Annotated in this window: 13 protein-coding genes; 6 read left to right on the top strand and 7 right to left on the bottom strand. The window is 69.5% G+C overall.

Going from position 1 to position 12,876, the window contains the following annotated elements; genetic code table 11:
* On the top strand, positions 1-385 hold a 385-nt coding region (locus IPJ59_RS32195; RefSeq protein ID WP_293275030.1), incomplete at its 5' end, for a DoxX family protein.
* A gap of 43 nt (positions 386-428) precedes the next feature.
* Here IPJ59_RS32195 and IPJ59_RS32190 read toward each other — a convergent pair.
* From IPJ59_RS32190 to IPJ59_RS32180, 3 genes are all read right to left on the bottom strand, one after another.
* Positions 429-998: a hypothetical protein gene (locus tag IPJ59_RS32190; protein ID WP_293275029.1), complete on the bottom strand. Its 570-nt coding sequence runs from the start codon at positions 996-998 to the stop codon at positions 429-431.
* A gap of 104 nt (positions 999-1,102) precedes the next feature.
* A complete protein-coding gene (locus IPJ59_RS32185; protein ID WP_293275027.1) occupies positions 1,103-1,372 on the bottom strand; it encodes a hypothetical protein in 270 nt (89 codons plus the stop codon).
* Positions 1,373-1,484: 112 nt separating this feature from the next.
* Positions 1,485-2,282: a sterol desaturase family protein gene (locus IPJ59_RS32180; RefSeq protein WP_293275025.1), complete on the bottom strand. Its 798-nt coding sequence runs from the start codon at positions 2,280-2,282 to the stop codon at positions 1,485-1,487.
* 165 nt (positions 2,283-2,447) lie between these two features.
* On the opposite strand from IPJ59_RS32180, the gene IPJ59_RS32175 reads away from it, so the two are divergent.
* Positions 2,448-2,975, top strand: a complete 528-nt coding sequence (locus IPJ59_RS32175) for a TetR/AcrR family transcriptional regulator (protein WP_293275024.1) — start codon at positions 2,448-2,450, stop codon at positions 2,973-2,975.
* Between the two features lie 57 nt (positions 2,976-3,032).
* Here IPJ59_RS32175 and IPJ59_RS32170 read toward each other — a convergent pair whose 3' ends face one another.
* The 3 genes from IPJ59_RS32170 to IPJ59_RS32160 all read right to left on the bottom strand — a co-directional run bounded on the left by IPJ59_RS32170 (position 3,033) and on the right by IPJ59_RS32160 (position 5,335).
* Positions 3,033-3,425, bottom strand: coding sequence for a hypothetical protein (locus tag IPJ59_RS32170; RefSeq protein WP_293275023.1), 393 nt, complete (start codon positions 3,423-3,425; stop codon positions 3,033-3,035).
* A 161-nt stretch (positions 3,426-3,586) separates the two neighbouring features.
* Positions 3,587-4,555: a peptidylprolyl isomerase gene (locus IPJ59_RS32165; protein WP_293275021.1), complete on the bottom strand. Its 969-nt coding sequence runs from the start codon at positions 4,553-4,555 to the stop codon at positions 3,587-3,589.
* A gap of 45 nt (positions 4,556-4,600) precedes the next feature.
* Positions 4,601-5,335: a hypothetical protein gene (locus IPJ59_RS32160; RefSeq protein ID WP_293275019.1), complete on the bottom strand. Its 735-nt coding sequence runs from the start codon at positions 5,333-5,335 to the stop codon at positions 4,601-4,603.
* Positions 5,336-5,505: 170 nt separating this feature from the next.
* Here IPJ59_RS32160 and IPJ59_RS32155 point away from each other — a divergent pair, with 170 nt between their 5' ends.
* From IPJ59_RS32155 to IPJ59_RS32140, 4 genes are read left to right on the top strand one after another with little or no spacing between them, the layout of a single operon-like run.
* Entirely contained in the window at positions 5,506-6,495 is a 990-nt protein-coding gene (locus IPJ59_RS32155; protein WP_293275017.1) for a thermonuclease family protein, read from the top strand.
* A 22-nt stretch (positions 6,496-6,517) separates the two neighbouring features.
* Positions 6,518-7,735: a hypothetical protein gene (locus tag IPJ59_RS32150; protein ID WP_293275016.1), complete on the top strand. Its 1,218-nt coding sequence runs from the start codon at positions 6,518-6,520 to the stop codon at positions 7,733-7,735.
* Positions 7,736-7,760: 25 nt separating this feature from the next.
* Positions 7,761-9,470, top strand: a complete 1,710-nt coding sequence (locus tag IPJ59_RS32145) for a hypothetical protein (RefSeq protein ID WP_293275014.1) — start codon at positions 7,761-7,763, stop codon at positions 9,468-9,470.
* A 40-nt stretch (positions 9,471-9,510) separates the two neighbouring features.
* Positions 9,511-10,971 (top strand): hypothetical protein, encoded by a 1,461-nt coding sequence (locus IPJ59_RS32140; protein WP_293275012.1) that lies wholly within the window; start codon positions 9,511-9,513, stop codon positions 10,969-10,971.
* A gap of 66 nt (positions 10,972-11,037) precedes the next feature.
* Here IPJ59_RS32140 and IPJ59_RS32135 read toward each other — a convergent pair whose 3' ends face one another.
* Complete coding sequence (locus tag IPJ59_RS32135; protein WP_293275011.1) at positions 11,038-12,606, bottom strand: choice-of-anchor L domain-containing protein; 1,569 nt, start codon at positions 12,604-12,606, stop codon at positions 11,038-11,040.
* Positions 12,607-12,876 lie beyond the last annotated feature (270 nt).

Genomic DNA, 12,876 nt, shown 5'->3' with positions numbered 1-12,876 from the left:
CATGCAAGTCCCCTCCACGCCACGCTGGCAGCGCATCCTCGGCATCGTCCTCACCGTGGTCCCCGCCGGCATGCTGCTCCTCAGCGCGTCCGCCAAGCTCACCGCCATGCCGGAGATCGTCGAGGCCTTCAAGCAGTTCGGCTTCCCGGACGGCGCGCTGTTCAAGATCGGGATCGTCGAGGCCCTGTGCGCCCTCCTGTTCGTGATCCCCCAGACCGCGATTCTCGGCGCCCTCCTGATCGCCGCCTACCTCGGCGGCGCCGTCGCCATCCACGTGATCAAGGGCGACTCGTTCGCTATCCCCGTGGTCCTCGGCGCGATCACCTGGGCCGCCCTGTGGCTCCGTGACCCGCGCCTACGCGACCTCTTCCCCATCCGCCGTTGATCGCCGCGACGGCCAAGCGCGTGGGGGTGACGACGCTGGCGGCTCAGCCGGCGGTGAGGCGGCGAACCTCGACGTCGTCGTCGGCTCGCACGATGAGCATGTGGCCCTCACCTGTGAAGGCCCGCGCCACCGCGAACGTGTGCACGCCGGCGATCGCCTGCACCGCGGCGACGGGGATGACCTCGGGCTCGGGCGAGCCGCGGTGGCGGTGCACGTCGAGGCGCAAACGGCACGACTGGCGCACCGTGACGTGGACCTGCACGACCTCGCCGGCGTCTCCCAGGGCGATGTCCTCCGCGAGAGCAGGCGTGCCGCTTGCGCGACGGAGGATGGTGTAGATCTGCTCGGTCGCCAGCGGACCGTAGACGTCGAGCAACAACACATCGGGGTGCTGCGCGCGGAACCTCTGCTTGAGCGACGCGCGAGTCTCCGGGTCGACGCCGGCGCCGATGGCCACGAGATCGAAGCCGCGGGCGTCGAGCTCCGGGAACGAGCCCTCACCGGCCGCGCCGACGACGTCGGCACCGCGTGCGCCGAGCTGCGCGACCACTCGCTGGTTGATCGCCGGTACTCTGCCGATCAGGAGGATCCGTCGCGTGGTCGTGATCGTCATGACCGACAGTGTACGCCGGATGCTCGCCGCCCTATCTGTCGATGGCGAGCGACCACGATATGCATGTCGGTCGCTCGCGGTCCCTTCGAGCGCACCAGGCCGGCTCAGCTCGCGGTGCCCGCGAAGCGCTCGAGCTTGCGAGCGAAGCGGTCGAGTTCGGGCAAGATGCAGCGGACCTCTGTAAGGCGATCGCGCAGCTGGCAGGCGAGTCGCTGGTAGGTGCCCCGATCTTTGAGCGCCTGACCGTCCTTGCCGCGGCGAAGTAGGTGCTTGCCGGCCAGGAGCTCCTCGGGATGCGGGCGCTGCTCCAGCGCGGGCGTGGTCGGGAGGTGCGCGGCGACCAGCCAGGCCTGGTCGTTCCCCAGGAGCGACACCGACGAGAACTTCCGCAAGACCCACAAATTCAGCACGCGTTAGCCCCGGCGCTCCGCCATCTGGGTCCGCGAGCGAGGTCGAGGGACAGTGGATCCCGACAGCCGCGAACTGCTACACGCGCGCATCCCCCGGGGGATCTTGCTGCGGCGCGCTGCGGTCACAAAACGCCGCCTCGTAGCCCACGACTTCGCTGCCAAACGCCCGATCCAGCCAGCGAAAGAACAGGGCGTAGTTCCCGTTCAACCGCTGATGATGCAGGTTGTGATAGGTCGACGACGCGGTCCACTTGAACGGCGGCACACGGACCCACCACGCCGGCAGGAGCTCGTAGCCGAGGTGCGAGTTGACGTTGTTCATCAAGCCGATCACCTGAACGACCCCCAGCGCCGCCATGGGGATCGGTAACCAGATCGCGGCCGGAATGATCCAGGCGCCGAGGATGAAGCCCTCGAACGCGTGGAACGAATACGACGAGAACGGGTTCACGTCGACGCTCTTGTGGTGGACCGCGTGGACATGGCGAAACAGCCAGGGCGTGTGCAAGAGCCGGTGCCACCCGTAGAACCAGACGTCGTTGAACACGATGAGGCCACCGATCCACAGCACCAGCGCGAGCGTCTGTCCCGGCGCTTGCACGTCGACCAGGCGGGTCCTACCCATGCTGTGCAGCACCAGGAGCACGCCCACGCTGGCGAGGCTGACGACGAAGGTGATGAGCGTATGGAGCAGTTCATGACGCAGTTGCTTGCCCGTGAAGCGCTTACGCTTCTGCACCCGGCGAGCGGCGAAGCGACGCTCACCCCAGACCCAGAAGATCAGGAACAGGAGCCCGACAACGGCGAGGTAGCCGCCGACCTGCGTCACGAAGGACTGCAGGATCACCAGGATCAGCGGGGTGTCGGTGTCCACGCCGTATCTTTGCAACTATGAGTTGCAAAATCAAGGCCGCTCCGTTAGCGTCTGGCGATGCCGTCCGCGAAGAGGGCAGCGACCCACCGGGCGCCCCGCAAGCCGGTGGCACGGTCGCCCCGCCGCGACGTCGGACGTCCACGCGGTGAGCCCGTCACCGAAGCGGTGCTCGACCGCACCCTGGAGGAGCTCGCCAGCGTCGGCCCGGCACAGCTGAGCGTCGAGCGCATCGCGCGGGCGGCCGAGGTCAACAAGACCAGCATTTATCGCCGGTGGCCGACGCGTGAGGCCCTCGTCGCCGCTGCGCTCGAACGGGTGCTCACGCATCTGAGCCTCGCGCAGAAGGACACGGGCTCTCTCCGCGGTGACCTGCTGTTCCTCGGCGAGAGCGTGGCTGGCTTCCTCGATCAACCGGCCGGGCAAGCGCTGATGCGGGCGGTGTTCATGGAAGCGGTGGCACCCTCGATCGCCGCGCTCGCCCGCCGGCAGCTCGAGGAGCGCGCCGGGAGCCCCGCGGTCGCCATGGTCCTGCGTGCCCGGGCACGCGGCGAATGGCGCGACGACGCCGACCCGAAGGTCGTCCTGTCGATGCTGGTGGGCGCGCTCCTCCACCGCGTCGCGCTCGAGCGCCAGCGTCCCACCCGCGCGTGGCTCGGCGGTGTCGTCGCGGTATTGCTGCGCGGTGTCACATAGACGAGCCGTCGATCGATCGATCGCCAGCCGCGTTCGTTTGACCCGATCGTCCCCCGCTCAGCACGGGAACCAGAACACCTGCGTGTCGAACGCGACGAGCGTCCGCCGAACCCGGACCTTGTATTCGCGGTTGCACTGGTCCAGCCCCCACAGCGTGATCGTCACGCGGCCGTTGACATAGTTCGAGTTGTTCGGCGTGATCTGGCTGGCGGTGGTCTGATTGCTACCCTGACCGCAGACATCGCCGCCGGCGGCGTCGAGCTTCCAGCACACCAGGTATTGCTTGTAGGGGTCGGTCTTCCAGCTGAGGTCGGCCCGCGTCGGTCCGGTCTTCACGAAAGCGAGATCGTAATCCGCCGCCTGGGCCACGCCCGGCGCGACGGGCACGCCGCCGAGCGCGAACAGGACGGGGAACACGCGGCACAGGCTCGACCGGATGGTGGTTCGCATGCCGTGTCCCTCAGCAAGCGCCGTGCCGCCGCAAAGCCGCGGTGAACTGCGGGCATTGGCCCGCAGCGGGCACCCCTGTCCGGGACGATCGTCCCGGACACCGCCGCACGAGACACGTGCGACCTCACCGAGCTCGCACCGCCTGAGCACCGACCCGCCAGCTACAGGCGAATATCGATGTGCGCCTTCGCCAGCAGCCCGTTGCGAAAGTCCTCGGCCGCCTTCTGGAACGCCGCCTCCTCGAGCTCGCCGCGGATGCGCTCCTTGGCCTGCTCGAAGCTCAGCACGTCCGAGCTCATGTGCTGCACGATCTTCAGCACGAGGTAGCCCTGCCCCGTCTCGAGCGGACCGACCACGGCGCCCTGCTGAGCCGCGAAGATCGCGTCCTCCACGGCGGGGGCCACCTCGCCGCGGCCCACCTCGCGGCGGGTATTGCCGGTGAGCCCGTGCTCGGCCGCCACCGCCTCGACCGCCTCGCCCGCGCGCAGGCGCCGGGCCGTCCCCTGCGCCTTGCTGTACGCCGCGTCGCGGGCCGCCTGGGTGCCCTGGTCCGAGGCGAACAGGAAGCGCTCGACCTCCACCTTCGACTCCTCGCCGCGCGTCATCTTGCGGTACTGCTCGCGCACCGCCGCGTCCGTGACCGCGAAGTTGGCCAGCGACTGCGTGGTCTTGTAGATAATGAGCTGGTCGCGGATGTCCTGGCGGTAGTCCGACCAGGCCCCGTACTCGCCCGACTCCTCGACCGCCTTGCGCAGCTCCGCGATGCTCTGGAACTGGTTCTGCTGCGCCAGCGACTGCAGGTACCTGTCCACCTCGCCCTCGCTGACCTCGATCTGGAAGCGGGCCGCCTCCTTCTTGACCAGCACGTTCTTGATCAGGTCGTTGAGCGTGTTGGCCCGCTCCTCGCGCATCACCTGCTCGGCCTGCTGCGGCGTCGCGCTCGGGCCGAGCTGATTGAGCCGCTCCTGCAGCTGCGGCGACAGCCGCACCGACGCCTCGAGCTCGCTCTGCAGGATCACCTCGTCGTTGACCACCGCGACCACCCGCTCGAGCAGCTCCGCGTGCGCCGGCCCGGACGGCACAGCCAGCGCCAGCGCCAGGATCAGCGAAACGACGGGGAGGCGACGCATCAGCCGCTTGCATACCAGCGCCCCGCCCCGCGAGGCAAGCCGCCCTCACAGCTCCGAGTGGGCGACCGGCAGCAAGCGCAGCGCCACCATCGCCACCACCGCCAGCTCGCGGTCGGGCCCTGCCAGCCCGGGCGCCAGCCAGGCCCGCTCCGGCGCCGCCAGCAGCATCGCCGCCGCCGCCATCTTCTTGCGCCGCAGCTGCGCCACCGCGATCGGCAGCTCGCGGTCGACCCCCCGCACGAAGCTCCGGCGCACGATCACCTCCGCCTCGAAGGCCAGCGCGCCCGCCTCGCCCGCGCGCAGCTCTCCGCTGAGGCCGCGGCCGATGTTGCCGCTGAGGCGCAGCACCCAGCGATCGTCGTCGGGCCCCTGCAGCTGACACAGCAGCGCCACCTCGTCGTGCGACTCGTCGAGCTCGCCCGCGAGGTCGGGGTTGCGGGCCTGGCGACGCTGCGCCTCGCACTGCGCGTGCCAGCGGCGCTGCTCCGGCGCGAGCACCTCGAAGCGCAGCCGGTGGTAGCTCGCCGGCCGCGGCAGGGCCCGCGGCAGCAGCTCCGTGCCGCGCTGCGATCGCTCACGCTCGACGTGACTCACCTCGTAGGGCCCGAGCCGCAGCCCCTCGCCCGGCCCGTCGCTCCCCTTCAGCTCGATGCCCCGCGCCCGCAGCGGCGCGTCGATCACCTCGAGCGACATCTTCTGCTCGAGCGCACACCCTCCTGTAACAACCACCCCGACGAGCGCGGCGAGGATCGTGTCGACAGCTGCGCGCAGGCTCGTCATCGCCGGGATGCTACTGCCTGGCCCATGTCACACCCGCGCCACAGCCCGTCTGCACGAGCGCGCGGCGCCATGAGTTTTCCCGCGCGAAAGGGCGCCACATCGCGCGGTTTTCGGTTGTGATCATCGGTGGCTTCGTGCAGCTTCCCCGGGCGAACGCGCGCCCTGCACGCATGCGCGCCCCGTGCAACATGCCCATGCAATGGCCCACGAAGCTCCATCTCCGCCGTAGCGCCGCCGCGCTCGCTGGCGGCGTCCTCGCCCTGTGTCTGGTCGCGGACGGTGAGGCCGCCGACGCGCGCACCCGCGTCCTCCTCAACGGCGTCGCCACCCCGGTCGTGTTCAACGACGGCGACAGCTTCCGCGTCCTCGGCGGGCCGCTCACCGGCGCCAAGTCGCGACTGTCCGGCTTCAACACCCTCGAGTCGCACGGCCCGGTGCATCAGTGGGGCACGTGGACCGCCAAGGAGCTCTACGTGCTCGCCAAGATGGCGACCCACAACGCCCGCGACCACGTGTGGGAGTGCAACAGCGACGGCAAGACCGACGGCTACGGCCGCATGCTGGTGTTCTGCCCCGAGCTCGCCAAGGAGCAGATCCGCCTCGGCTTCGCCCACGCCATGAGCGTCGACGATCGCCCCGCCGACCCCGAGCTCCTGGCCGTCCAGCGCGAGGCGATCGCCGCCAGACGCGGCATGTGGGCCCACGGCGTCCCGGCCTACATTCTCACCTCGCTGCACTCGAGCGAGGAGGACGTCGAGGGCGACGGCGTCTACAACCGCCTCGTCTCCACCGTCGACGGCCACTCGATCAAGTGGAAGCACGACATCAAGTACGAGGAGTGCCAGAACATCTGCCACCTCGGCTACCCGGTCGACGAGTCGCGGGTCAGCGCCGTCGCCGATCGCCTCCGCCGTGACCACGCCGCCCTCGTCACCGGCCTCGACGACGACGCCGTGCGCCGCACCGTCCGCGGCTTCGCGGCCGAGCGCCACGTCAGCACCCCCGCCACCGCCGCCCAGCAGGGCCCGCTGGAGGCGCTCCTGCTCGACTGGGCGGCCAAGGGCGAGTTCGGCGCGGCCCAGGGCCAGCCCGAGTCCTGCATGATCCACGTCGACTTCAAGCGGCGCTACGGCGGGGCGCGAGCCGTATGTCTGCGCTGACCCGCATTCGCATCGCATTCGCATGGGCGGGCACATCGGCGCCCGCATCAGCATCGGGATCGGCGCCCTCGCGCTCGGCCTCGCCGCCGGCTGCTATCAGCTCCCCGAGGCCCCCGTCTACGGCTACGAGTACGACGACCAGAGCTGCGCCGACGGCCTCGACAACGACAACGACGGCCTGATCGACTGCGCCGACACCGACTGCCTCAGCGAGTCGACCCTGTGCGGCGAGGTCGTCCCCGAGCCGCCCGCCCCGGAGCCCGAGGCCGGCCTCGAGGTCTGCCACGATCAGATCGACAACGACGACGACGGCCAGTTCGACTGCGGCGACCCCAACTGCCGCGACATCCCCGAGACCTGCTGCCTGCGCGAGAACACCGACGCGACCTGCAACGACGGCAAGGACAACGACGGCAACGGCTTCGCCGACTGCGCCGACTTCGGCTGCCGCCGCGGCATCTTCGTCACCGTCTGCGCCGAGGACAACCCGGTCAACTGCGGCGACGAGAAGGACAACGACAACGACGGCGCCGTCGACTGCGACGACCCCGACTGCGGCGGCCAGGGCCCCTGCAACGGCCCCGAGGGCGACCTCGCCAGCTGCTCTGACGGCGTCGACAACGACGGCAACGGCTTCACCGACTGCGCCGACTTCTCGTGCACGATGAGCATGGACCCCGACGCCGTCACCTACTGCGCGATGCAGCCGGCCGAGGACACCCTCGACACCTGCTCCAACGAGGTCGACGACGACAACAACGGCTTCATCGACTGCAAGGACTTCTCCTGCGCGATGAGCGAGGACCCCGAGGTGCTCGCCTACTGCGGCATGCAGCCGGTCGAGAACACGGTCGAGACCTGCACGGACGGCCTCGACAACGACGGCAACGGCTACGTCGACTGCAGCGACTTCTCCTGCTCCTCCGACGGCCCCAAGGAGATCGTCGACGCCTGCCTCGCCAAGGCCGAGAACTCCGCCAGCAAGTGCAGCGACGGCGTCGACAACGACGGCAACGGCTTCATCGACTGCGCCGACTTCTCCTGCGTGCAATCCGACAGCCTCGTGGTCCGCCAGACCTGCCAGGAGAGCCTCGCCCTGCTCGACGAGGACGCCATCGCCCGCTGCGACGACGGCAAGGACAACGACGGCGACGGCTTCACCGACTGCGACGATTGGGACTGCAGCAACAACCCCATCGTCACCGTGTGCGACGGACCCAAGGTATGCGAGCAGCCCTGAGCCGCCCGCGGGAAGAACATTCGAGATGCAGATGATGCAGATGATGCCGATGATGCCGATGATGCCGATGCGCCGGTCCCTCAAGTCCCTGCTGTCCGCCGTCGTTGCCAGTGCCTGGCTCGGCCTGAGCGCGCCCGCGTGGGCCGCCGCCCCCGCTGCTGGCGGCGCCCAGCCCTTCGCCGACGACGTCGGCGCCCCGCCCTCCGACCCCGACCAGAACGACGCCCCGGTCACCGCCAACAGCACCGCCCCCGGCGACGCCAAGACCGAGACCCTGTGCGACGACGGCGTCGACAACGACGGCGACACCGTCTACGATTGCGGCGACAACGACTGCGCCAAGGCGGCCGCCTGCCAGACCGACGGCCGCCCCGAGTTCACCGAGGAGCGCTGCCACGACTGGCTCGACAACGACCGCGACGGCGCCACCGACTGCGATGACTCCGACTGCGCCGACATGAACGCCTGCAAGGGCTCATGGGACCGCAAGGCCGCCCCGACCAGCGGCGTCGCGGCCGGCCGCGGCCCCGGCTCGGCCACCGCCGCCGACGGCATCGACCGCTCCGCCGACCCCGAGGACCTGCTCGGCAAGGGCCAGGACGTCGACGGCGAGCGCAGCGAGCACATGTGCTCGGACGGCTACGACAACGACCACGACGGCAAGACCGACTGCGAGGACCTCGGCTGTCGCCTCGACACCAGCGTCGTCAACTGTCAGCCGGCCACCAACTTCCGCTTCTCGGTCGTCGCGCGAACCCAGGGCACCTACAACGTCCAGGAGAACAAGGCCAACGTCGAGTTCTCCGCGATCCAGCTGCGTGTCCTCGGCCAGATCCCCTACATCCAGAACAGCTTCTTCCTGCTGTCCTTCCGCGCCGAGAAGACCCCGCGGATGGTGTTTGCGATCTTCCAGGTCCCGATCAAGGGCGGCCACTACTTCAACATCAACAGCGGCTCCGGCAGCCTCTCGCTCGAGCTGGTGCGGTCGATCCACAAGCGCCTGCTGGTCGACCCCGCCTTCTACATGCTGAACGGCTTCGAGCAGGGCAACGGCGCCGCGCTCGAGTTCGGCGGCCCGCTCGACAAGCGCGGCAAGTTCCTCTACCGCACCTTCCTCGCCGGCGGCAGCGGCCGCTTCGCGGGCAACATCGGCGGCACCTTCTTCCCCGACGGCAACAACAACTTCACCTACACCGCCGGCGCCCAGCTGTGGATGAACCTGGTCGGCTATTACAACCGCTACGACTCGCCGATCCTCTACACCCCGGCCCCGACCACCCTCTCGCTCGCCGTCGGCGGCAAGTACGACCAGCGCTCCCAGGAGCGCTACCCCGCCGCCAACATCCAGACCACCTTCCGCTACCGCCGCCTGATCCTCCTCGGCGAGGTCTACGGCAAGCGTGAGCTCAACTTCGGCAGCTGGCAGGTCGCCTACAACGTGCAGATGGGCATCCTCCCGATCAAGAAGCGCCTTCTGCTCTCCGCCGACTTCGGCCAGTACCTCGCCACCCCCTTCGAGCGCCCGCCGGCCACCCTCGGCTACGACCTGCGCCGCCAGAACCAGGAGATGCAGTACCGCGTCGCCGCCCACGTGTTCCTGTGGCGCGAGCTGTTCATGCTCACCCTCATCTGGGGCGACCGCCGCATCCGCTCGAGCGCCCTCATCGAGGGCACCGAGGCCGCGACCGTGACCAAGAATCAGGACCTGCGCCTCGTGTTCCAGTACCGCTTCTAAACCCTTAGTCCTTGCCCGCGCCCTCACCGTCGGAGACACCATGACCCTCGCCCGCACGCCCCTCCTCCTCGCCGCCCTCACCGCCCTCGCACCGGCCTGCGGCACCTTCTCGGGAACCACCGACGCCTCCTCGGGCAGCGAGACCGGCGACGCCACCGGCAGCGACACCAACACCCCGACCGGCGGGGCCGGCGAGACCGTCACCGTCTACGACATCCAGCAGGGCAAGGTCCCGACCGACATCGTCGTCGAGGTCAAGGACGTCGTCGTCACCTCGCCGCTCTACTACGACAAGAAGACCGGCGACGGGAACTTCTTCATCTCCGAGGCCGCGGGCGGCGCCTTCTCGGGCATCCAGGTCCACGTCTTCGCCGACGTGATCACCGAGCTCGACGCCGGCGGCACCCTGCCCAAGATCGGCGACAAGATCACCCTGCGGGCGATGTACACCGAGTTCTACGACGCCTCGCAGCTCACCCTCAGCACCGGCACGGACCTCACCCCGGGCGGCGCCGGCGTGGTCCCGGCCCCCAGCGTGGTCAAGGCCGCCGACATCACCACCGGCGGCGCCAAGGCCGAGGACTACGAGGGCTGCCTGGTCCAGATCGACAACGCCAAGGTCACCGCCCCCGTCGTCATGTACGGCGAGTTCGAGGTCGACGGCGCGCTCAAGGTCGACGACCTCTTCTTCGTCCCCTCGCCCGGCCCCAAGCCCGCCGTCGACACCACCTTCACCGCCCTCGTCGGCCAGATGACCTTCAGCTTCGACGAGTTCAAGCTCGCCCCCCGCAACTGCGCCGACTTCCAGGGCTGGGCCGACTGCAGCGACCCCGTCGACCCCACCGCCGACCCGACCACGGACCCGACCACCGCCGGCAACGTCGACACCACCATCTACGAGATCCAGATGGGCAACGTGCCCGAGAAGACCTACGTCGACCTCACCGACGTCGTCGTCACCTCGCAGTTTTTCACCGACGCCAAGATGAACGGCAACTTCTTCATCGCCGAGGCCGACGGCGGCGAATACTCCGGCATCCAGGTCTACGTCTTCGCGGACGTCGCCGCCGAGCTCATGGCCGCCGACAAGCTGCCCAAGCTCGGCGACAAGGTCACGGTCTCGGGCCAGTACACCGAGTTCTACACCTACTCCGAGATCTCGCTGTCCAAGGCCGACAACCTCACGATCTCCGGCACCGCCCCCGTGCCCGCCGCCTCCATCGTGAACCCCGCCGATGTCGCCACCAACGGCGCCAAGGCCGAGAACTTCGAGGGCTGCCTCGTCGAGGTCCAGGACGTCACCGTCACCGAGCCCGTCGCCATGTACGGCGAATTCAAGGTCACCGGCGACCTCGTCGTCGACGACCTGTTCTTCCTCCCGGACCCCGGCCCGAACCCCGCCATGGGCAAGGTCTTCGCCAGCATCACCGGCCTTATGGCGTTCTCCTTCGACGTCGCCAAGCTCAGCCCGCGCACCCTCGCGGACCTCGTCGACGGCTGAACCTCGACCTCCGCGGCGGCGGGCATCGCCGCCGCGGATGCCACACAGCCCGGATTCAGCCCGGATTCAGCCCGGCGTGACGCCCGGCGCCGCCGGGTCGAGCGACCACTCCCAGGCGTCGAGCAGCACCAGCGAGTCGTAGAGGTGTCCGCCGGTGTCCCACACCGCCAGGCGGATCTCCATCACCTCGCCGGGCGCAACGTTGCCGCGCAGCGTCAGCCAGCCCGAGCCGCCGCCGGCCAGCTTCTGCACCTTGTTGCAGGCGAAGTCATCGAAGGCGTCGAAGCCGGTGCCGACCAGCTCCGCCGTGCTCGTGCAGCCGTTGTAGGTGCCCGCGACCCCGGCGCAGCCGACCGGCCCGCCCTCGCACTGCGAGAACAGCCCGTCGGCCACCTTGACGATGTTCACGCCGATCGGCCACTGCGTCTTGCCGTCATCGAACACCGCGACGTTCTTGTCCTTCGGGTTGCCGACCGCCTTCGAGTCGACCAGCGCGACGAAGAAATCGTTGTACTGGCTGCACACATATTCGGGGTATTCGGCCGACATGAAGTACATGCGCGCCGAGAAGCTGCTCGCATTGGTCGGCACGCGCATGCGCAGGGTCAGCATCACGGCGTCGTTCGACGCGGGCACCTGCGGCGCCGGGCAGCCCGGCGGGTTCGGGATCTTGCCGGCGTTCGCCGCCAGCCAGTCCGCCGGCGGCGGGCTGGTCGTCGCCATGTCCTGGCCCTTCTCGAACGCCGCGTAGCCCGGCTTGGTGTCATTCGCGTCGGCCGCGTGCCCGCTCGCCATCACCACCAAACTGCTGTGCTTCTGCGGCTTGATCTTGCCGCCGAAGCCCGTGCGGATCGCCCGCGAGGCCGCGGCCGGGGCCCCCTTGCCGTCGGCCAGGCTGAGCTTCGCCGAGATCACGCCCCAGCTGCGGTCCTTCGGGTCCGGCGGCGACTCCTCCGTGAAGGTGCACAGGTCGAGCGCCCGCGCGTAGTCCAGCGGCTCCTTGGTGTCGCTCGCCAGCGCGGCGTCACAGGCGTCCGCCGCCTCGTCGACCGCCGCGTCGCAGTTATCGTCGACCTGGTTGCCCACATACTCGAAGGCCCCCGGGTTGACCTTCTCCGGGTCGAAGCACTCGCCGCCCGCGGTGTCACAACAGTCGCCGCTGCACACGCCCCAACCGTCGCCGTCCGCGTCGACGTCCTCGTCGACCTCGCCGTTGCAGTCGTCGTCGACCGTGTTCCCGCACAGCTCGCTCGCCAGCGGCAACACCTCGCCCTCGCACACCCCCCAGCTGAGCCCGTCCGCCGCGCAGGTCGAGCTCCCGCGCACGCAAGCCCCGACGTCGACCTTGTCGAGCGGCCCGCTGTAACACGCCCGGGTGTCGCCCGGCAGACACGCCACGTTGCAGCGCCCGTCGTCGCACAGCGGCCCCGCCGGATTGCCGACGCAGTCGCTGTCCTCCACGCACTCGGGCCCGCCGCTCGAGCTCGCCAGCGACGTGGTCGGCAGCCCCCCAGTGTCGCTGGTGCCCACCGATGAGCTCGACGACGACTCACCAGCACCGCTGCTGGACGAGCTCTCGGTCATCGTCAGCTCGACCGGCGTGCTGCCGCCGAACGAGGTCGACGCCCCACCCACGTCACCACAGCCGACCACCCCACTGACCAAACAGATGGACCCCAGTCGCGCCGCGCCCCGTAGTTGCTTCATCGTTCGCCTCCGCCGCACCCCTATGGCCGATCGCCCGCCGCCCCAGCAACCCACGGCCCCCGACTTTCACCGCGGCCGCGGATGGGTTGCCTCACGGATGCTTGCACACGCAAGCAGCGCTGTCACTCGCCCGTCACACCACCTCCGCGAACACCCGCGCGATGTGTGTCTCCAGCCGCAGGCAGCGTTTGAGTCGCC

The organism is Nannocystis sp., from assembly GCF_016714285.1.
GTDB lineage: Bacteria > Myxococcota_A > Polyangia > Nannocystales > Nannocystaceae > Nannocystis.
Note: the sequence above shows the minus strand (reverse complement) of the source record. Positions and strands in the feature narration are given on the sequence as shown.